This is a genomic window from Staphylococcus sp. Marseille-Q5304 (assembly GCF_943737015.1).
Taxonomy (GTDB): Bacteria; Bacillota; Bacilli; order Staphylococcales; family Staphylococcaceae; genus Staphylococcus; species Staphylococcus hsinchuensis.
The window spans coordinates 277,560-296,845 of the sequence record NZ_CALSFP010000001.1; the positions used below are offsets into that span (position 1 = coordinate 277,560).

The 19,286-nt window shown below is 33.0% G+C and carries 22 protein-coding genes and 1 pseudogene; 15 read left to right on the forward strand and 8 right to left on the reverse strand.

All coding sequences use genetic code 11. From position 1 onward, the window contains the following. Window positions 1-5 precede the first annotated feature (5 nt). Both NGI30_RS01235 and NGI30_RS01240 read right to left on the reverse strand, forming a co-directional pair. Window positions 6-776: a hypothetical protein gene (locus tag NGI30_RS01235; protein ID WP_251517578.1), complete on the reverse strand. Its 771-nt coding sequence runs from the start codon at window positions 774-776 to the stop codon at window positions 6-8. Next, the gene (locus tag NGI30_RS01240; protein WP_251517580.1) at window positions 763-1,101 is read right to left on the reverse strand and encodes a PadR family transcriptional regulator; all 339 of its coding nucleotides are present in this window, start codon (window positions 1,099-1,101) and stop codon (window positions 763-765) included. Before NGI30_RS01240 ends, NGI30_RS01235 begins: the two co-directional genes overlap by 14 nt. 173 nt (window positions 1,102-1,274) lie before the next feature. Here NGI30_RS01240 and NGI30_RS01245 point away from each other — a divergent pair, with 173 nt between their 5' ends. Together NGI30_RS01245 and NGI30_RS01250 are read left to right on the forward strand one after the other, a co-directional pair. Next, window positions 1,275-1,871: a helix-hairpin-helix domain-containing protein gene (locus tag NGI30_RS01245; RefSeq protein ID WP_251942489.1), complete on the forward strand. Its 597-nt coding sequence runs from the start codon at window positions 1,275-1,277 to the stop codon at window positions 1,869-1,871. After that, window positions 1,872-2,354, forward strand: coding sequence for an SRPBCC family protein (locus tag NGI30_RS01250; RefSeq protein ID WP_251942490.1), 483 nt, complete (start codon window positions 1,872-1,874; stop codon window positions 2,352-2,354). Window positions 2,355-2,518: 164 nt separating this feature from the next. Here NGI30_RS01250 and NGI30_RS01255 read toward each other — a convergent pair whose 3' ends face one another. Then, window positions 2,519-2,869: a magnetosome magnetite crystal formation protein family gene (locus NGI30_RS01255; protein ID WP_251517585.1), complete on the reverse strand. Its 351-nt coding sequence runs from the start codon at window positions 2,867-2,869 to the stop codon at window positions 2,519-2,521. Between the two features lie 180 nt (window positions 2,870-3,049). Between NGI30_RS01255 and NGI30_RS01260 the strand changes: the two genes are divergently transcribed. Continuing rightward, window positions 3,050-3,142, forward strand: coding sequence for a type I toxin-antitoxin system Fst family toxin (locus NGI30_RS01260; protein WP_251517587.1), 93 nt, complete (start codon window positions 3,050-3,052; stop codon window positions 3,140-3,142). A 222-nt stretch (window positions 3,143-3,364) separates the two neighbouring features. Continuing rightward, the gene (locus NGI30_RS01265; protein WP_251517590.1) at window positions 3,365-3,901 is read left to right on the forward strand and encodes a GNAT family N-acetyltransferase; all 537 of its coding nucleotides are present in this window, start codon (window positions 3,365-3,367) and stop codon (window positions 3,899-3,901) included. Between the two features lie 183 nt (window positions 3,902-4,084). On the opposite strand, the gene NGI30_RS01270 is transcribed toward NGI30_RS01265, so the two are convergent. Beyond that, on the reverse strand, window positions 4,085-4,519 hold the full coding sequence (locus NGI30_RS01270) for an Hsp20/alpha crystallin family protein (protein ID WP_251517593.1): 435 nt from the start codon (window positions 4,517-4,519) through the stop codon (window positions 4,085-4,087). A 383-nt stretch (window positions 4,520-4,902) separates the two neighbouring features. Then, on the reverse strand, window positions 4,903-5,343 hold the full coding sequence (locus NGI30_RS01275) for a MarR family winged helix-turn-helix transcriptional regulator (protein ID WP_251942493.1): 441 nt from the start codon (window positions 5,341-5,343) through the stop codon (window positions 4,903-4,905). A 419-nt stretch (window positions 5,344-5,762) separates the two neighbouring features. Between NGI30_RS01275 and NGI30_RS01280 the strand changes: the two genes are divergently transcribed. The 4 genes from NGI30_RS01280 (at window position 5,763) to NGI30_RS01295 (ending at window position 10,117) form a co-directional block, all read left to right on the forward strand. Next, window positions 5,763-6,116 (forward strand): DUF3139 domain-containing protein, encoded by a 354-nt coding sequence (locus NGI30_RS01280; RefSeq protein WP_251517599.1) that lies wholly within the window; start codon window positions 5,763-5,765, stop codon window positions 6,114-6,116. A gap of 427 nt (window positions 6,117-6,543) precedes the next feature. Next, entirely contained in the window at window positions 6,544-7,818 is a 1,275-nt protein-coding gene (locus NGI30_RS01285; RefSeq protein ID WP_251517603.1) for a cation:dicarboxylate symporter family transporter, read from the forward strand. A 169-nt stretch (window positions 7,819-7,987) separates the two neighbouring features. Beyond that, window positions 7,988-8,566 (forward strand): peptidoglycan recognition protein family protein, encoded by a 579-nt coding sequence (locus tag NGI30_RS01290; RefSeq protein WP_251517605.1) that lies wholly within the window; start codon window positions 7,988-7,990, stop codon window positions 8,564-8,566. A gap of 111 nt (window positions 8,567-8,677) precedes the next feature. Continuing rightward, complete coding sequence (locus tag NGI30_RS01295; protein WP_251942494.1) at window positions 8,678-10,117, forward strand: sucrose-specific PTS transporter subunit IIBC; 1,440 nt, start codon at window positions 8,678-8,680, stop codon at window positions 10,115-10,117. Window positions 10,118-10,203: 86 nt separating this feature from the next. Here the strand turns inward: NGI30_RS01295 and NGI30_RS01300 are convergent, their stop codons facing one another. Then, window positions 10,204-11,142, reverse strand: coding sequence for a magnesium transporter CorA family protein (locus tag NGI30_RS01300; protein ID WP_251517611.1), 939 nt, complete (start codon window positions 11,140-11,142; stop codon window positions 10,204-10,206). A gap of 80 nt (window positions 11,143-11,222) precedes the next feature. Next, window positions 11,223-11,827: pseudogene (locus tag NGI30_RS01305) on the reverse strand (TetR/AcrR family transcriptional regulator). A 159-nt stretch (window positions 11,828-11,986) separates the two neighbouring features. On the opposite strand from NGI30_RS01305, the gene NGI30_RS01310 reads away from it, so the two are divergent. The 4 genes from NGI30_RS01310 (at window position 11,987) to NGI30_RS01325 (ending at window position 15,700) form a co-directional block, all read left to right on the forward strand. After that, the gene (locus NGI30_RS01310) at window positions 11,987-13,276 is read left to right on the forward strand and encodes a YhgE/Pip domain-containing protein (protein WP_251517616.1); all 1,290 of its coding nucleotides are present in this window, start codon (window positions 11,987-11,989) and stop codon (window positions 13,274-13,276) included. A 297-nt stretch (window positions 13,277-13,573) separates the two neighbouring features. Beyond that, the gene (locus NGI30_RS01315) at window positions 13,574-13,987 is read left to right on the forward strand and encodes a DUF2871 domain-containing protein (RefSeq protein WP_251517619.1); all 414 of its coding nucleotides are present in this window, start codon (window positions 13,574-13,576) and stop codon (window positions 13,985-13,987) included. Window positions 13,988-14,198: 211 nt separating this feature from the next. Beyond that, a complete protein-coding gene (locus NGI30_RS01320) occupies window positions 14,199-15,230 on the forward strand; it encodes an NAD(P)/FAD-dependent oxidoreductase (RefSeq protein WP_251517622.1) in 1,032 nt (343 codons plus the stop codon). 65 nt (window positions 15,231-15,295) lie between these two features. Then, entirely contained in the window at window positions 15,296-15,700 is a 405-nt protein-coding gene (locus NGI30_RS01325; protein ID WP_251517624.1) for a GNAT family N-acetyltransferase, read from the forward strand. A 54-nt stretch (window positions 15,701-15,754) separates the two neighbouring features. On the opposite strand, the gene NGI30_RS01330 is transcribed toward NGI30_RS01325, so the two are convergent. Next, window positions 15,755-16,744, reverse strand: coding sequence for an acrylyl-CoA reductase family protein (locus NGI30_RS01330; protein ID WP_251942496.1), 990 nt, complete (start codon window positions 16,742-16,744; stop codon window positions 15,755-15,757). Window positions 16,745-17,329: 585 nt separating this feature from the next. On the opposite strand from NGI30_RS01330, the gene NGI30_RS01335 reads away from it, so the two are divergent. The 3 genes from NGI30_RS01335 to NGI30_RS01345 all read left to right on the forward strand — a co-directional run bounded on the left by NGI30_RS01335 (window position 17,330) and on the right by NGI30_RS01345 (window position 19,264). Then, a complete protein-coding gene (locus NGI30_RS01335) occupies window positions 17,330-17,869 on the forward strand; it encodes a hypothetical protein (RefSeq protein WP_251517630.1) in 540 nt (179 codons plus the stop codon). Between the two features lie 74 nt (window positions 17,870-17,943). Beyond that, window positions 17,944-18,480 (forward strand): hypothetical protein, encoded by a 537-nt coding sequence (locus tag NGI30_RS01340; RefSeq protein ID WP_251942498.1) that lies wholly within the window; start codon window positions 17,944-17,946, stop codon window positions 18,478-18,480. A 37-nt stretch (window positions 18,481-18,517) separates the two neighbouring features. Beyond that, on the forward strand, window positions 18,518-19,264 hold the full coding sequence (locus tag NGI30_RS01345) for a hypothetical protein (RefSeq protein ID WP_251517637.1): 747 nt from the start codon (window positions 18,518-18,520) through the stop codon (window positions 19,262-19,264). Window positions 19,265-19,286: the final 22 nt, after the last annotated feature.

Below are 19,286 nucleotides of genomic sequence, written 5' to 3' on the forward strand. Positions count from 1 at the left end.
GAAATTTAATTTTTAGATCGTTTGTCTTTATAATATGCATATATAGTATAGCCTATAAAAGCACAGTTAAAAATAATAAGTCCTATTAATGAAATAATAAGAAAATTAGTATTGGTATAATCTTTTCCAGTGACTAGCAAACCGATAATTTCAGGTAGACAAAGTCCTATGAGAATCAGACCGAAAAATTTTTGTTTTTTAATAATAGTTATAATTACGGAGATAACTAATAATATGCTCCCCATTATAATGTTGGTAATAAAGCTTGGATTCCAAAAAGTAACAAGAGGATAGTGACGAGTTAACCATTCTAATCCAATGAATAGTAAGAAAGCTGTAACTGACCATATACCAACTACAATATACGTTTTTTTATTATCTCCCCAACGTACAATCGCTTTTTTTAAAACAATTAAATCAAAAATAAATACTAATAGATAACCAAAAGTAATATATAATATTAGACTTAAACTTAATGTGAAAGAGTTGTCTATCATACGTGGAATAATAAATATCAATATTAAGAATGTTGCTAAATAATAGATGAATTTGCCTAAACCGGTGTCTCGACTCAGTTCTTCTGAGAAATTATCAGCGTATGCTTTGATAGGTGTATTGACTATACTAGAAACATCTTCATTGTTCGCTTCTGCTATCGCAAGATGATCGTGTAATTCATCTATAATTTCTTCAATTTCAGTTTCATTTTTACCTCTTAAGAGCAATTCGGCTTTCAGTTTTATTAAAAAATTTTCAGCTTTGTCACTCAACATCATCAACACTCCTCATTAAATTATTCATACCGTGATTCAAATAGTTCCATTTATACTTAAATTTATTTAATTCTGCTAAACCAGAGTCAGTAATTGAATAGTATTTCCTTCTTGGACCACCACTGTCAGACTTCTTTGTTACTGAAGAGACGTAACCTTTCTTACTTAACCTCAATAAAACTGGATAAATACTACCATCACTAATTTCTGGAAATTGTTGGGCCTTTAACTTATCTAAAATTTCATAACCATATGTTTCGTTTTGTGCGATTAAGCTTAAAATTGCGCCATCTAGCAAACCTTTCATCATTTGATCGGATATAGACATCGTATCCCTCTTTTCACTATCTTATATAGTAAGATAGTATGGAAATAATCGTTTGTCAACTACCTTATAATAAAAGATAGTGCATTTTACGAAAGACGTTGTTTCTGACAAAAAAATATTGTATTGAAAGCTATGTAAACGGGTAATGGTACTTAAAAAGGGGGCGATATGACATGACGACAGCATTACCAAATATTGGAAAGCCTGCTAAAAATGCTTTAGATAATTTAGGAGTAACTACATTAGAAGAGGTCGCCGAATATGAACGTTTGGCATTATTAGATACGCATGGGGTAGGGCCTAAAGCAATAGAGAGATTGCAAACTGCATTAAAAGAAATTGGATTAAACTTTAAACACGAAGCCATTACTAACCTACCATTTGAATTCGAAGGAGATTTAAATTGCGATAATGCCCCGAAACGACGTAGGATGATTGATTTTATCATCGGGACTGCAACGATTGATGATGCATTATTGAAAAAGATAGCCGACGACAATATGGTTTGGGAAATAGCTGGCTATAATCAAGAAACATATAGTTTGGAAGATTTCATTAGCGAGCTCAATGAACATAAAACAGCCATCACTTCTATTGAAGTCAAACATAATATCTCTCATGGTAAAATGGGATCAGTGGATGGTAAACAAATAACTAAAGATGGTACCATTACACATTTTGCCGACTTTTTTGAATTTGAAAGTCATAAGAAAGATGCAAAAATTAAAAAAGTGACATCATATGTCATTATGGAAGAAGAGGATGATTAAATGGCTTTAAGAGTAGAAGAAAATAAAATTATTTTCACTAGAAAGTTTAATACGACAAAAGAGAATATATTTAAAGCTTATACAGAGCAGGATTTATTTGAAAAATGGTTCCATCCAGAAGGGGCAACATTAGAAGTATTCGAATTTAATGTCGAAACAGGTGGAAAAGCATTTTTTGCTATCAAAGCACCTGAGGCAACAAGTTATACAGTTGCACAATATAAACGTGTTGAAGCACCTCATTTAATTGATTACTATGATTATTTTGCTGACGAACAAGGCAATATAGATCAAAATATGGACGGTATGCACAATACGATTCGTCTTATAGGGCATGAAGATAACTCCTCGACAGTTGAATCAGTAGCTGAATTACCAGATGCGGAAGCCGCTCAAAAATTATTAGATATGGGCGTGGAAGCTGGAATGAATAGCACATTTGATAATTTAGAAAAGTTAGTTCAAAAAGAATTTAATAAATAAAAAAGGGAGTGAGACAGAAATCGAATTTTCTAATAGAGATTTCGTAGTCCCACCCCGGCAAGGGTGACTAGGATTGAAAAAGCTTGTTCTAAGCGCATTTTCAATTCAGACATCTACTGCCAAATTGATAAAGAGTCTAGACACCTATTTTTGTCTCAGACTCTTTATTCTTTAGTTAATAATTTAATGCCTTTAGCAATATTTTTAATAAATAAAATGAGTGCGATGATACCGAATATTACTAACACGATAATGGCACCAGTTTGCATCATTTCTGGATTATCAAAAGGTTTATCAGGAATTTCTGAATAGAATATGTCAGCTCCCTTTGCAATAAAGAACATAATCCATAGAACAATCTGGTTAAAGAAAGCTTGCTTTCCATGTTGTGCCGATTGTTTTTTAGAAATAATCCAGACAAGTAATGGAAAAATCACTGGCGCGAATAATATACTAAAATAACTTAGTGCTGATAATACGTTATCGTTATTATTTCTATTTTCGATGTGTAACACCTCCAATTACTATTCAAACATACGTTAAATAAAAATGATATCTACCTTACAGTTTTGTTAGATAAGTATGAATAAAATGATTATTTGAGAAGCGGGTGCGTGTAAGTATTTAATAATGATATAATAATATAGTCGCCTTAACTTCCATAGGCGAACCTGACTATGGAAGGAGGTGAATTCATGAATCTCATCTTTGTGAGTATTATTGCACCCATCATCTCTGGGTGTATTGTTGCGATGTTCACGTTTTGGCTAAACAATCGTAACAGATAGGCGACATGAGCCTCACCGTAAAAACCCCCAATCTATGACCGTAGATTGGGGGTTTGGTGATTCATGAATCTTATCTTTGTTAACTAGATTATAACATGAGGTTATATAAAAAAGCAAAACACAATAATTGACTGAAAGTCTGTGAAAGGCGTAATGTGTCCATATAATTATATTATTCTAATGTCGCTTATAGAGTAAAGTAGCTTAAAAGGATGTGAAAAAATGTCAGATTACAATATTAGAATTGCTGATACTTCAGATGCTGAAGAAATTCAAGCAATAATGTATGATGCGTTTACACCACTTAGAGATTTAGGGATAGATTGGCCATCAGTAAATGCTTCAGTATCAGATGTTAAGAAGAATATTATTGATAATACTACATTTGTGTTAGAAATCGAGGGGGAAATCATATCGACAATTACAGTGCGTTACCCTTGGGGAGGGAAAAGACGAATTAGTATTTATCCCTTTGTGTGGTGGTTTGCAACGAAACCATCATATGACGGTCAAGGGATAGGAAGTTATTTATTGAAATATGTAGAAGAAACGTTTTTACGAGATACACTTAAAGCAGCAGCTGTCACACTTGGCACATCAGCACGCAAGCATCCATGGTTACTCGATATATATAAGAAACGTGGCTATGAAATTTACGCTGAACATGAAAGTGAAGATGGTGATTTAGGCGTTATTATGAGAAAGGTATTAATTCCAGAGAAGTTCGATGAATCTATTTTAGGACCTCCACCATTTTAATATAAAAAACGGGGAGCGGAACAGCAATCGAATTTACTAATAAAGATTTCTTAGTCCCACCCCGGAAGGATGACTAGGATTGAAAAAAGCTTGATATAAACGCATTTTCAATTCAGTCATATACTGCATAGTTTAAAAAGAGTCTGAGACATCTTTCTTTGTCTCAGACTCTCTTTCTTTGTATTAGTCAATTTGAATATTTGATACAGGTTGTTCTGCTTTAGGTTTTTTAGGTAATGTGATTTCAAGAATTCCATTAGTATAAGAAGCTTTAATAGCTTGTTCATCAATATTTTCAAAAGAAAATTGACGTTTCATATCGTTGAAACTACGTTCTTGATGAATAATACGTCCATTATCATCTTGTTCAGTTGTTTGCGTTGTTTGTTTTGCTTCAAGTGTTAGTAAATTATTTTCGAATTGTAATGAAATGTCGTCTTTGTTAAATCCTGGAAGTTCTGATTGTAAAATATAAGCACCTTCAGTTTCCTTTACATCAGTCTTAATCATGTTGTTTCCAGGGAATTGTTCGAAAAATGTACGTCCGAAATCTTTAATTAAGTTGCTAGGGTTCATGTCTGAAATTGAATTGTTGAATGGTTTAGATTCAAAAGCCATACATATCACTCCTTAATTTGTTTATTAAAATAAAACAATCGTTATTTGCAATTGAGCTTGTGATATAGGTAATGTAACAGTTAATATCACATTTGTCATTTATACAGTCATATTGTGTCAGTCATTATTGAATAAATAACTATAACTAGCCTTTATTCATAGTTGAAAAAAAAATCTTACAAGTTCATTGTAAGACAATAGTCAAAGAAAGTCAAAGTCAAAACATTGGTAAATAAAATTTTATAGGAGTAGAGTGTAATAATGCTTAATTGAATACGAAAAATAAAAATGGAATAAGGAGGGGTATGGGGGAATAGAGGTACGAAAAAGTATTAATTGAACGCGGATAGAGATCAATATGACTTTTTAATACCTCGTTTATATTAAATATTGTCAGTAAAATGATTGTTTACAAATTTCTGTAGTGATTCTTTGAGTTCAATTGCCTCATCGATGTTCATATCTAAATCACCGAAAACCTTTTTGGATATATCTAATAACGGGTCTTTTATAGAAACCCCTTTTTCTGTTAATGAAATCTTTAAACTACGTTCATCTTCGAGCTCTCTTGTACGTGTCACATAACCTTTTTTCTCAAGCTTTTTGAGTAATGGTGTTAACGTACCAGAATCTAAAAATACACATTTACCTAGTGTTTTAATATTAATTTTCTCGTCTGATTCAATAGCAAGTAGCACTATATATCCCGTGTAAGTTAGATCGTACTCCTTTAAATATGAAGTATACTTCTTTATTACTTCTTTTGAAGAAACATAAAATAGAAAACATAGTTGTCGCTCTAAATAACTATCTTTTTTCTCCATTAAATCACCCCTTTTGAAAACTAACGATATTATGAACCGTATTTATTGTCAAGGAACGGTTGTGCACCCTTTTAAGTAAGAATTTATAGTATTTTAAGTTGTATGTGTTTACTCTCAATTAAAATAAAATATTGTAACATATTTTGCATAGATGATTTTGTGAATATAAAAAATGCAATGTTGTTTAATTAATCTGCACAACGTTCAATTATAATTATAAATAAAAACCTTATGAATAGAAACAAAAACTTGTCGATAATATAAGAAAATTTTGTTACAAACTGAACTTTCCTCTTTAATAATGTAATATTTTCAGTCATACTATTACCGTTATGAATTAAATTAGGTGATTCCAATAAAATGTATGATTTATTTTTATGATATAGTACGTTTTAATTGTTGATGGAAGGAGTATAACAATGAAGACATTTTTAAAAGTATTTGGATTGCTTGTCATTTCGTTAATTTTAGCAATTGCTTTTTTCTTAGGTCTTAGAACATACCAAGGACATAAAAACCTTGAGCTTGTAGATCATTATTTAAAGGAAGAACATCTAACTGATAAAGTTAAATCAGAGAAAACGTTATATAGTGCGAAAAAAGGATTGTATTATAAACAAATTAAATTTAAAGATGACAAAGGTGTCGTGTATGATGTACAGCCAGTTAGTACTTATAAAGGTATAGTCGTTCAAGGCTTTGATTCAGAAACTAAGAAAGAAGTACGTGATGCCAAACATAATAAGTTTGATGAGAAATACAAAATGAAATAATTAATATGAGTTTAATCAAACTATTGATGATTACAATATAAATTAAACGAGCTATGTGTCGTTACGTAGCTTAAATAAAAGGATTGTTTCCTAAGTTAGAGGAAACAATCCTTTTTATTTGTTAAGGTAAAATATTTGCAATTGAGATACTTAATTTTACTCAAATATAAAATACAATAATATAGCTTGAAAATTTGAGACTATTCCAATAGAAAAAGGATCTTAAAATGTAATTTGACACCGTATGACTGATTTTACTAGATTTTTAAGAAATAAAACATAGCTATTAAACATGTTACTTATTTATAAAATATAATGGTATATTGATAATATAGTTGTCAAAATACACTGTATCATCAATTTTGTTATATCTAACTAAAAATTATTTTGGTATAATAGAGAAATGTCAGAAAAGGGGAGACATAGCATGACAAAAATTAAGAACATTAGCTTGCCGATGCAAGTAATTATTGCATTGGTCCTTGGTGTGATTGTAGGGTTACTCCTTTATGGTCACGATGAACTTGCCAACTATATTAAACCGTTTGGCGATGTATTCTTAAATTTAATCAAAATGATTGTGATACCAGTTGTGTTCTGTTCATTAGCTTTATCTATTTCAAACGTAGGTGAGTCAAAAACAGTAGGTCGATATGGACTGAAAACAATTGTGTATTTTGAAATTATAACAACTATAGCAATCGGATTAGGTATTATATTCGCAAATTTATTTAAACCTGGAGCAGGATTAGATCCTGATAAATTGCCTAAAGGTGATATATCAACATATCAATCTTCAGCGAAAGCAGCAGAGGAATCTACATATGGTAATCATTTTATTGATACTATTGTAAATATTGTACCAACCAACTTTTTTGAAGCATTAACTAAAGGTGAGTTATTGCCTATTATATTCTTTGCAGTATTCTTTGGTATCGCCTTATCGGCTGTAGGCGAAAAAGGCGAACCAGTTAAAGCTGTCTTAAGTGGTACGTTAGATGCAGTATTTTGGATGATTAATAAAATCCTAAAATTAGCACCAATTGGTGTGTTCGCATTTATTTGTACAACTATTATGACATTCGGGGCTTCTGCTTTATTACCACTATTAAAATTATTGTTAGTGGTTATTGGTTCAATGGTATTTTTCGTAATTGTTGTACTCGGTATTGTGGCGTGGATTTGTGGCGTAAACATATTCTCAATTATGAAGATTTTGAAAAACGAATTAGTTTTAGCATTTTCAACTTCAAGTTCAGAGTCAGTGTTACCGGTTATAATGAAGAAAATGGAACAATTTGGTGCACCAAAAGATATTACTTCATTTGTAGTGCCAATAGGATATACGTTTAACTTAGATGGGTCAGCATTATATCAATCAATCGCAGCGTTATTTGTTGCACAAATGTATGGTATAGATATGTCGATTGGTCAACAAATCGTATTGATGGTGACATTAATGGTGGCATCTAAAGGTATGGCCGGCGTTCCTGGTGTATCTATCGTAGTATTAATTACAACATTAACTTCAATGGGATTACCTGCAGAAGGTCTTGCACTTATTATCGGTATTGACCGATTATTAGATATGGTAAGAACTTGTGTCAATGTTATGGGTAACGCCCTTTCAACTGTTGTTATTGCTAAATGGGAAAAGGTTTATGATAAAGAAAAAGGTAAAGCATACTTGAAATCAATTTAAATAATATAAATTCTGACATTTATGAAAGTGCAGGCGTTATTAATTAACGTCTGCATTTTTATTTGGGATGGAGTAATGTTCAAAGAAGTTGAGCATTAATTATTCGTTGGTTAAAATTGAAATCAACGAAATTTTCATTGAAATACGATTTAAGTAAGGAGATTAATGTATGCTTCATCACATATATTCCGATTATTATAAACAACCTGCGAAAATTACAGAAAAAAAGCCTGAGATACACGGGGTCGTTTTGCACGATGATGCAGAAAATAATAAAGCAGTTGATTATATTCAATGGTTGCAACGCCGTATTGATAAAGATGAATTAGAAAAAGGTTGGGCCTGTGTTTATGTAGATAAAGAAAGTTGTTATTGGTTTCATCCTTCTAACTATATAGAGTGGCATTGCGGTGAACCATTTGCAAATGCACATTTTATTGGTATAGAAAGGTGTCAGTCATTAATTAATGGTGTTTTATCAGATAAAGCCTTTATGGAAAATGAAGAAACAAGTTATTGGATAGCAGCTTTGTTACTAAAAAAATATAATCTTCCTATAACAAGAGAAACTGTGCGACTTCATAAAGAATTTTCAGATACAGCGTGTCCAGCACGTGCGTGGCAAGTTCATCTAGGCGATGTACCAACAAATGAGAAAAATATAAATAAATTGAAAGATTATTTTATTGAACATATAAAACGCTACAGTGACCAAATTACCAAAGATGACCTCGACGTACTTGGATAAATGGTAAAAAACATTGGCTTAATATATAGTAGCTATTGCGTTATAAAGTGAAAACGATTACAATAATTATAAATAAAATTGGAACCGGTTCTACAACTGGGAGGTTGATTTATGAATTATAAAAAATCTGCTGAAAATATCATTCAAGCGATTGGCGGAGAAGAAAATATCGATGCCATGGCACATTGTGCAACAAGACTAAGATTAGTATTAAATGATGAAAGTAAAGTACAAGAGAAACAATTATCAGAGATGGATGTCGTCAAAGGGACATTTTCAACTGGGGGACAATATCAAATTATAATCGGTTCAGGTACTGTGAATAAAGTATTTGCTGCTATGGAGCAAATCACAGGTAAAGAAGCATCTACTTCATCTGAAGTGAAAGAACAAGGCAATAAAAATATGAACCCCTTCCAAAGGTTTGTAAAGATGTTATCTGATATCTTTGTACCTATTATTCCGGCTATTGTAGCTGGTGGTCTATTGATGGGGATTAATAATATTCTGACTGCACCTGGTATATTTTATGATAAACAATCATTAATTCAAGTACATGACCAATTTAAAGGTCTTGCAGAAATGATTAATATATTTGCGAATGCACCATTCACACTATTACCGATTTTGATAGGGTTCAGTGCTTCCAAACGATTTGGAGGCAATCCATTCTTAGGAGCTGCTTTAGGTATGATATTAGTACATCCTGAGTTAATGAGTGCATATGATTACCCTAAGGCATTAGAAGCTGGTAAATCCATCCCGCATTGGGATTTATTTGGTCTGAAGATTAATCAAGTCGGTTATCAAGGTCAAGTACTACCAATGTTAGTGGCATCTTATATATTAGCTACGATTGAGAAGGGATTACGTAAAGTTGTCCCGACTGTATTAGATAATTTAGTTACACCACTTGTTACTATATTAACGACAGCATTTGTTACATTTTTATTTGTCGGACCTTTAACAAGAACTTTAGGTTACTGGTTATCAGATGGTTTAACATGGTTATATGAGTTCGGAGGCGTAATTGGTGGTTTAATATTCGGTTTACTTTATGCTCCGATTGTAATTACAGGTATGCATCATAGCTTTATTGCGGTGGAAACACAATTGATAGCTGACAGTACCAAAACTGGCGGATCATTTATCTTCCCAATTGCAACAATGTCTAACGTTGCACAAGGTGCAGCAGCAATAGCTGCGTTCGTTATTGTAAAAAATAATAAAAAGTTAAAAGGTGTTGCATCTGCAGCAGGTATTTCTTCATTACTAGGAATTACAGAACCAGCAATGTTTGGTGTGAATTTAAAGTTAAAATACCCATTCATAGGAGCGATTATCGGTTCAGGAATAGGATCAGCGTATGTTGCGTTATTTAAAGTTAAAGCAATCGCTTTAGGAACAGCAGGCCTGCCTGGATTTATTTCAATAAGTGGGGCACATAGTGGATGGTTACATTATGGAATTGGTATGGTTATTACATTTATTGTTACCTTTGGCGTAACATACAGTTTATCTTTTAAAAAGAAATACCGTGAAGTAAAATAAAACTTTCTATGGTTATAAGAAAAAACCTGACGTGTTGAACGATAAGTTCAACACGTCAGGTTTTTTGTGTGTTAAGTAAAATGAAGTCATAATTTCTGTTTTCGCCAAAGGAAGGCGCCAACAACCGTAACTAATACTAAAGAAATAATGATAACAATTGCCCATGATGTATAACTATGATCATCAATTGGTAATGGAACATTCATACCGAAGAAACTAAATACAATCGTAGGTAATGTTAAAAATACTGTAAACAACGTCAATGTCTTCATCGTATTATTCATTTCGTTAGATAATAAAGAGGCATATGAAGTTGTAATACTTTCAAGTATTTCCGTGTAAAGCTGAGTGGTCTCTATAGCTTGGTTACTCTCGATGATTAAGTCTTCGAGTAATTCTTCATCTTCGTCGAATCGCTTAATCGCTGGAAGTCTAAATAACTTTTTGATAATGACGTCGTTTCCTTTCAACGCAGCTAGGAAGTAGACTAAACTTTTTTCAACTTCCATTAAATTATAAAGTTGCTTATTGGTAACATTATTTTTCAAATCACGTTCGATGCGTAATCTTGTTTTGTTTAATAGTCTAAGGTTTCTATTATAGTGATTGGCGATTGTTAATAATATATTTAAAGCAAAACGACTATGGAAATGCAAATTAATATTTTGACGTGCAAAGTTGTTTAGAAATTCATTTTCTACATTACACACAGTTAAAATTCTTTTATTTCCTATAATAATACCTAATGGAATCGTAATGAAAGAAAGTACTTTTAAATTTGTGTCATTAACGATTGGAAAATCGACGATGATAAGTGAATAACCTGTATCTTCGTCATATTCAACACGTGCACTTTCTTCTGAGTCTAAGGGGTCACGAATAAAATCTTCCGGGATATCATATGAAGTCATCAGTGTTTCAATTTCATCTAAAGTGGGGTCTACCACATTTATCCATGTAGGACGATTATCTAAAGGACATTCAATCACTTCATGCGTTTCAGAATGTTTAAAAGGCCTGATCATTCCACACATTTCCTTTCTTAACAATGTATTTTTTAATATTAGCGAAATTTGTTGTCGTTAGCAACTTAACTTTATAATTTTTATTGCACCTGTTCATTTGCCATCAATCGTAACGGTCCATTGAAGATAATTTTAAATATATGATTTACGAGTTCGTCAGGAGGCATCCGATCTTCATCTAGAACCCAATACTTAATAATTGAAATCATTGCACTGTAAGTGTAACTGTGGAATATGCTAGAGGTATATTAGAAACGGTCCTGGAAGGAGCAAGTTGCTTTTCCATATTTTGATACATTAAAGCAGCTAATTTTTCTTCCAATTGATTTGTACGATTTAAAGTAAAAATCACTTTGTAAAATTCTATATTTTTATATATATAAGCTACTATTTTTTTTAAGATATTTTCAAAAAAACGCTCTGCAAAAGTTTCAATATCTACACTGTTATCAATTATCTCATTGAGATCCACATTCCGTGCCAAACTTTGAACATATTCATCTTCTATCTCGGATAGTAAATAATATTTATCTTCATAATGTAAGTAAAATGTCCCTCTATTTATATCTGCTTTATTTGCGATATCTTGTATCGTGATTTTTTCTAGGTCTTTTTCTTTAAGTAATTCTAAAAAGTTGTTCTGGATTGCTTCTTTCGTTTTTCGAATGCGTCGATCTTGAACCATAACGTAACCTCCAATCATAAATAGACAATTTGCAACAGTTTGTTGATTAACGAACAGTATGTGGGAAATTGGTCATTGCTTGTCTTATATATTTAATTATAATAGACAATGTATTAAATATTCAACACATTGTTTATTATTTTAAAGGAGGTATACAAAGTGAATATTTTTAAAAGTAAATTATTTTGGTTTGCGCCCGTCGTTTTATTATTATTGATGGTCATTTTTTCAGTTGCTTTTTATCCGGCATTCAATCCAAAACCGAAAGATTTAAAAATAGCGATAGTTAATCATGACAAAGGTACTAAAATTCAAGATAAAAAAGTCGATATTGGAAAAAACTTAGAAGACAAGTTAAAGGATAGTGATTCTGATAAAGTCAAATGGGTTTCAGTAGATAGCGAAAAAGATGCACGTAAAGGTTTGGAAAATCAAAAATATTATGGTGTAGCAGTGTTAGAAAAGAACTTTTCTAAACATGCCATGAGTAAAACACAAAAAGTTGCCATGGACAGTAAAAAACAAGAAATGCAAGATAAAGTTAAATCAGGTGAAATTCCACCTGCACAAGCGAAACAAATGCAACAAAAGATGTCTAAATCAGGTGGCGCTCAAAATATAAATGTTAAAAAGGCACATATAAAAACGTTTGTTAACGGTGGCGGTAATTTACAAACAACACAAATGGCCTCACAAATTTTAGAAAAAATTGGTACAAACGTAAATAATCAAATAACTAAACAAGGACTTTCTACTTTAGATAAACAACACGTGAAAGTAGATGCGAAAGATATTCATGCATTGACAAATCCTGTTAAAGTAGACAGCCATAAGACGAATAAGGTGAAAGACCATCAAGCTAACGGTAACGCACCGTTCTTAATGTTTATGCCCGTATGGATGGGTTCAATTATAACTTCTGTATTATTATTCTATGCATTTAGAACTGCAAATAATGTAGGTGTAACACAACGTCTAATCGCTGCTGGTGCTCAAATAGTTGCAGCAATCGTCACTGCATTTATTGGTGGGTTTGGCTATGTATACTTTATGTCTGGCGTACTCGGCTTTGACTTTAATGACATAAATAAAATGGCAGTATTTGTTTCACTCGCAATCTTAGGATTTATAAGTTTAATATTAGGTACGATGAGTTGGATAGGTATGGTATCAATACCAATCTTTATATTACTCATGTTCTTTAGTATGCAAATGGTCATGTTACCTAAACAAATGTTACCGAAATTCTATCAAGATTATATTGTAGATTGGAACCCATTCGTGCATTATGCAAATAATTTAAGAGAAATACTTTATATGGGACACTCTATTGAGATGAATAGCACGATGTGGATGTTTATTGGATTTATGATATTTGGTATTATTTCAGTATTATTAGCTTCCGTTGTGAAAAAACATAAAGGTAAACGTTCTGAAATTCCTTCATAGATAAATTTGAATTTTAGGGAGCGAGGACAGAAATCGAATTTTCTAATAGAGATTTCGTAGTCCCACCCCGGCAAGGATGACTAGGATTGAAAAAAGCTTGTTCTAAGCGCATTTTCAATTCAGACATCTACTGCCAAGTTGATAAAGAGTCTGAGCCACCTATTTTTGTCTCAGACTCTTTTTAAATAAATTATTTAAGTGTTGGAACAATAATAAGCTATAGAAGATCACTCTTTACTAAATTGTCACTTTATTTTATGAATGTATGTCTTATAATGACATTGAGGAGGAAGGCTGATGCGTAGGATATTGTATGCTTTTTTGATTTACACAGTAATCGGTTTATTAAGTGGATTTTATTATAGAGAGCTAACAGTGGCCCATCATTTTCATGGTGATACACAATTAGCTTTAGTACATACGCACACGTTAATGCTAGGCATGTTTATGCACTTAGTATTATTAGGTTTAAATAAAGTGTTTAAATTAAGCAGTTATTATTTATTTAATTGGTTCTTTATTATATATAATATAGGAGTAGTAGCAACAATCGCGATGATGTTTTTAAAAGGAACTTACCAAGTTATTGGCAATAAGGTTCCCGAAACATTTGCTGGGTTCGCAGGAATAGGACATACAGTTATTACTGCTGGCTTTATTTTATTATTCTTTTTATTAAGAAATGCGATTGTTAAAGACCCTAAATCTTAAAATATTTAAAACACGCGTGAATAAATTGAACATTCGGAAACACCTTTATGAGTTAGCTCATGGAGGTTTTTTGATATATGTAACCTGTTAGAAAATGGGTTAATTACTGAGGTGCTTTTTGTTTATAAAGTTATGTTTTTGATATTGATAATGATTTTCAATTATAGGATAATGAAATAAAGAGATGATTGGAAAGTTTGGAGGGATGACGATGGATGATGTCATCATTATCGGCGGAGGACCCGCTGGTTTATACGCTAGCTTTTATGCTGGTTTAAGAGGTATGAAAGCGCGCATTATCGATATTCAAGATAAACTTGGAGGCAAGATGCAAATCTATCCTGAAAAAATTATTTGGGATATTGGTGGTTTAGCACCGAAACCCTGTTATGAAGTTATAGAGGACACAATCGCACAAGGTTTACACTTTAAACCTGAAGTTAATTTGAATGAACGGGTCGTTGATATACGTAAGATCGGGGATCAACAGTTTGAAGTGGAAAGTGAGCAAGGGCATGTCTATAAGGGAAAGTCGGTTATAGTAGCGATTGGTAGTGGTATCATTAACCCGAAGCAATTAGAAATTAAAGATGCTGAAAGATACAAATTGACCAACTTAAATTACGTCGTTCAGTCGTTGAAAAAATTTAAAGATAAAGATGTGTTGATTTCTGGTGCAGGAAATTCAGCCCTCGATTGGGCAAACGACTTAAATGGTATTGCAAACAGTGTTACTTTAATTTATCGGCGTGATGAAATTAAAGGTTACGAAGCAATGAAAGATATATTAAGGAATTTAAACGTCAAACAGATGCCAAACACGCATATTTATCAATTAATTGGAGATACTACCCAAACTAAAATAGACCAAGTTGTGCTAGAGCATATTGATACGAAAGATAAAGAGATGTATCACTTTGATGAAGTCATTATCAGCCATGGGTTTGATATCGAAAATGCATTACTTGAACAATCCACCACACGTGTTGATATGATGAATGAGTATAATATTAAAGGCTTTGGCAATACATCAACAAGTGTTGAAGGTCTCTTTGCATGTGGTGACATCATATACCATGAGGCGAAAACACATTTGATTACGAGTGCATTTAGCGATGCAGCGAATGCGGCCAATTTAGCTAAACGATATGTTGAGCCAGAAGCAAATGCTGAAGGATACGTATCAAGTCATAACGAAGTATTTAAAGCATCCAATGAAGTTATTATGAAAAAATATCTATAATGGAATGTAAAACATAGTCTGGCAGAGAAATAGTTGAATTAATGAGGTTAAGGAGTGTGAAAAAAATGGCTGAAATAAAGTTTTCTGCTCCGAATGTAGCAGAATATTGTCATTTAAGAAAGATCGCGGGCTTAAGTGAAAAATCAGAAACGGCAGCAAAGAACGGATTGGGTAATGCTTGCTTTGATGTCACTTTATATGAAGACGATAAACTAATCGGTATGGGAAGAGTAATAGGAGATGGTGGAACTGCTTTTCAAATCATTGATATTGCTGTAGATCCTCATTATCAAGGTATGGGTCATGGAAAAGCAATTATGCAACACATTATGGAGTATATAGAAACTGTAGCGGTATCAGGCACATATGTCAGTTTGATAGCAGATTATCCTGCTGATACTTTGTATAAACAATTTGGTTTCATTTCTACAGAACCGAAATCAACAGGCATGTATTTACATTATAAATAGATAAAATAAAACATAGGACGTAGAGTATTTGCTCTACGTCCTATGTTTATCTACTTAATCTTCAAATTTGATTACAATACGACCGGAGTTATTATGTTCTAAAACTTCATTAATGTATTGTTCTATGTCTTTGAATTCTACAATTTGTTTAATGTCATGTAATTTATCTGGTTTTAAATCACGGGATAAACGTCTCCATATATGTTTACGACGGTTCATCGCTGTATATACTGAGTCAATACCTATAACATTTGCACCTCTAAGTATAAATGGGAACACTGAAGTTTCAAATTGCGTGCCACCTGTCATTCCGATAACTGCAACGCTACCTTCATAATCGAGTTGTTTAATTATTTGTGATAAACTTTCGCCACCAATAGGGTCAATTACTGCTTGCCATTGTCTCTTGCCTAATGGTTTTGAATCACTTTCTTTAATACGTGATATGACTTCTTTAGCTCCCAATGTTTTTAAGCGGTCTTCAACGCCTTGTTTACCAGTGCTCGCAATAACATCGTAACCAATAGAATCTAACATCATAGTAGCTAATGTACCTACGCCACCCGTTGCGCCGCGAACAAGCACATCATCTTTTTCAACTGAAAGTCCATTATGTTCAAGTCTTTCAATAGCTAAGCCGGCTGTATATCCTGCTGTACCATAAATCATAGCTTCTTCTAATGTTAAATCTTTTGGAAGCGGAACGATCCATTCTTCTTTTACACGTGCATATTCACTAAAGCCACCATAGTGATTTGTACCAAGTTCATAACCTGTAACAACGACTTCGTCCCCTTTATCAAAGGTATTCGTGTCAGAACTTTCAACGACACCAGCTATATCAATACCTGGAACCATTGGATATGATTGTACAATTTTAGTATTGGCTCTTGTGGCTAACGCATCTTTATAGTTAATACCTGAATATTTAACTTTAATAAGAACTTCACCTTCAGGAAGATCATCAAAGGTTAGTTTTTTAAATTCATTGGTTACGTTACCATCTTTTTCATCGACGACAAACGCATTAAATGTTTCAGTCATTTTAGTACTCACTTCCTTACATACGTTTTTTTTATCTATATTTAAAAAACACTACCAACTTTATCATTAATTTTAGCTTAACACAATAAGGCTCAAACCTGTGAAGAGTAAGAAAGCGCTTTACTTATGATTTGTTTTAAATTCACATTTTCAATTTAAATTTTTCATAAAAACCACATATATTGTTTGCGAAACTTTTACTAATTTAATACATATATCTTTCTACTTTCAGTTAATTCTACTGTTAAGTAACTTAGGTAATGATTACTGAGGTGTAAAATCTTAATTGATATACATTTGAATACAAGTAAATTGGTGGAAAATAATCTCGTTGTATAATGTAAATTTTTATTACATATATTACGACAACACCCTTTTTATTAAATGAATGTAAATAAATAATTTAGTACTTTGATATAGTGTAACTTTTTTATTTAAATGCAAAAAAGTTTAGATATTTAATGTTTATGATTTTATTGAACGTGTATAACGTACTAATTCTCATTGATGCTCTTGCGATTATTTCATTTAAAAGTAATTTCAAGAGGACAGTGATTATTAAAATTCAAGGAGGTATTTTCTTTTATGAGAAAACTATTAGCCGGTTTCTTAACACTATCATTAGCGTTAGCAGCTTGCTCAGGCGGTAGTGGTGATAGCGGTAGTAGTAAAGACGACAGCTCAAAGGATAAAACTGAACAAAAATCAAAAGATAAGGAAAGTAATGATAGCTCTGATAAAGGTTCAAGTGAGGATAGCAGCAGCAGTTCAGACAGCGGCTCTAGCTCTGATAGCTCATCATCAAAAGACTCAGGCTCAAGCAGTGATTCAGGTAGCTCATCATCAGAAGACTCAGGCTCAAGCAGTGATTCAGGTAGTTCTTCATCAGAAGATTCAGGCTCAAGCAGTGACTCAGGTAGCTCATCATCAGAAGACTCAGGCTCAAGCAGTGATTCAGGTAGCTCATCTTCAGAAGACTCAGGCTCAAGCAGTGACTCAGGTAGCTCATCATCACAAGATTCTGGATCAAGCAGTGACTCAGGCAGCTCATCTTCACAAGATTCAGGCTCAAGCAGTGACTCAGGCAGCTCAAGCGACAGCGGTTCATCAAGCAGCGAATCATAATCCATTAAGAAAAGTAAGTTAGTTATTGAAAATTAAAATTATTAAAAAGTAAAAAATTCTAGGAGGAATTAATCATGAAAAAGTTTTTAGCAGGATTCTTAACAGTATCATTAGCATTAGCAGCTTGTTCAAATAGTGACGACGGTGGTAAGAAAGACGATAGCTCAAAAGATAAAACAGAAGAAAAATCAAAAGATTCTAAGAGCAAAGAAGACAAAGGTTCTTCATCAGATAGCTCATCATCAGAAGACAGCGGTTCTTCATCAGATAGCTCATCTTCAAAAGATAGTGGATCTTCATCAGATAGCGGTTCTTCTTCATCAGAAGATAGTGGTTCAAGCTCAGACAGCAGTTCTTCATCTTCAGAAGATAGTGGTTCAAGTTCAGACAGCGGTTCTTCATCTTCAGAAGATAGTGGTTCAAGCTCAGATAGTGGTTCTTCATCATCACAAGATTCTGGATCAAGCAGTGACTCAGGTAGCTCATCATCAGAAGACTCAGGCTCAAGTAGTGACTCAGGTAGCTCATCATCAGAAGATAGTGGTTCTACTTCAGGCGGTTCTAGCTCAGATAGTGGTTCTTCTTCATCTTCAAGTGACAGCTCTCAATAATAATATAAGTGTTAGACAATAAGGAGGCCTTTCTATTATGAAGAAATTTCTAGCAGGCTTTCTAACACTATCTTTAGCCCTAGCAGCTTGTTCAAATGGTAGTGATGAAGGCGGCAACAAAAAGGACGATAGTTCAAAAGATAAAACAGAAGAATCGTCATCAAGTAAAGATAGCAAGAAGGACAACGATAGTTCTTCTTCATCTAGTGATGACAAAAGCTCAGATAAGAGTTCAGATAGCTCATCATCAAAAGACAGCGGTTCTTCATCAGATAGTGACTCGTCAGATAGTAGCAATTCAAGTGATAGCGACTCTGACAGCAATAGTAGTTCGTCAAATAGTGGCGCTGCGTCAGCAGGTTCAAGTGCTTCTAATGGAGCTTCTAACAATGCGTCAAACAGTAATGCGAACGCTAACAATGTAAATAATAGCAGTGCTAATAATAATACTGCTTCAAACGGACAAACTACACGTTATGTCCCACCTTATCAAGGTCAAAGAGCAGCAGCTGTTTCAGAAAGCGTTTCTAACGGTAATGTTAATTCACAAGATGCTTTAAGACATTTACCAAACTTCCAGAACTCACTTAATAACGCTTCAGCTCAAGTTAAAGCTGCAACTGGCCAACAACACACATATAATGACTACAGTTTAAGAGGTAGTCATGGAAATTATAGTTATGTCTTTAGTTTCCAAAACCAGGCTAAACCAGGCACTTATACAGTTGCTACAGTAGATCAACAAGGCATCGTAAGAATTGTTGATTCTGCTTACCAACGATAAGTAGCTAATTAAATAGAAAAAT

Excerpts from the sequence above, each read along its gene's own strand:
- NGI30_RS01235 (WP_251517578.1), bottom strand. The coding sequence starts at position 776 with ATGATGTTGAGTGACAAAGCTGAAAATTTTTTAATAAAACTGAAAGCC.
- NGI30_RS01240 (WP_251517580.1), bottom strand. The coding sequence starts at position 1,101 with ATGTCTATATCCGATCAAATGATGAAAGGTTTGCTAGATGGCGCAATT.
- NGI30_RS01245 (WP_251942489.1), top strand. The coding sequence starts at position 1,275 with ATGACGACAGCATTACCAAATATTGGAAAGCCTGCTAAAAATGCTTTA.
- NGI30_RS01250 (WP_251942490.1), top strand. The coding sequence starts at position 1,872 with ATGGCTTTAAGAGTAGAAGAAAATAAAATTATTTTCACTAGAAAGTTT.
- NGI30_RS01260 (WP_251517587.1), top strand. The coding sequence starts at position 3,050 with ATGAATCTCATCTTTGTGAGTATTATTGCACCCATCATCTCTGGGTGT.
- NGI30_RS01265 (WP_251517590.1), top strand. The coding sequence starts at position 3,365 with ATGTCAGATTACAATATTAGAATTGCTGATACTTCAGATGCTGAAGAA.
- NGI30_RS01270 (WP_251517593.1), bottom strand. The coding sequence starts at position 4,519 with ATGGCTTTTGAATCTAAACCATTCAACAATTCAATTTCAGACATGAAC.
- NGI30_RS01275 (WP_251942493.1), bottom strand. The coding sequence starts at position 5,343 with ATGGAGAAAAAAGATAGTTATTTAGAGCGACAACTATGTTTTCTATTT.
- NGI30_RS01280 (WP_251517599.1), top strand. The coding sequence starts at position 5,763 with ATGAAGACATTTTTAAAAGTATTTGGATTGCTTGTCATTTCGTTAATT.
- NGI30_RS01285 (WP_251517603.1), top strand. The coding sequence starts at position 6,544 with ATGACAAAAATTAAGAACATTAGCTTGCCGATGCAAGTAATTATTGCA.
- NGI30_RS01290 (WP_251517605.1), top strand. The coding sequence starts at position 7,988 with ATGCTTCATCACATATATTCCGATTATTATAAACAACCTGCGAAAATT.
- NGI30_RS01295 (WP_251942494.1), top strand. The coding sequence starts at position 8,678 with ATGAATTATAAAAAATCTGCTGAAAATATCATTCAAGCGATTGGCGGA.
- NGI30_RS01300 (WP_251517611.1), bottom strand. The coding sequence starts at position 11,142 with ATGATCAGGCCTTTTAAACATTCTGAAACGCATGAAGTGATTGAATGT.
- NGI30_RS01315 (WP_251517619.1), top strand. The coding sequence starts at position 13,574 with ATGCGTAGGATATTGTATGCTTTTTTGATTTACACAGTAATCGGTTTA.
- NGI30_RS01320 (WP_251517622.1), top strand. The coding sequence starts at position 14,199 with ATGGATGATGTCATCATTATCGGCGGAGGACCCGCTGGTTTATACGCT.
- NGI30_RS01325 (WP_251517624.1), top strand. The coding sequence starts at position 15,296 with ATGGCTGAAATAAAGTTTTCTGCTCCGAATGTAGCAGAATATTGTCAT.
- NGI30_RS01330 (WP_251942496.1), bottom strand. The coding sequence starts at position 16,744 with ATGACTGAAACATTTAATGCGTTTGTCGTCGATGAAAAAGATGGTAAC.
- NGI30_RS01335 (WP_251517630.1), top strand. The coding sequence starts at position 17,330 with ATGAGAAAACTATTAGCCGGTTTCTTAACACTATCATTAGCGTTAGCA.
- NGI30_RS01340 (WP_251942498.1), top strand. The coding sequence starts at position 17,944 with ATGAAAAAGTTTTTAGCAGGATTCTTAACAGTATCATTAGCATTAGCA.
- NGI30_RS01345 (WP_251517637.1), top strand. The coding sequence starts at position 18,518 with ATGAAGAAATTTCTAGCAGGCTTTCTAACACTATCTTTAGCCCTAGCA.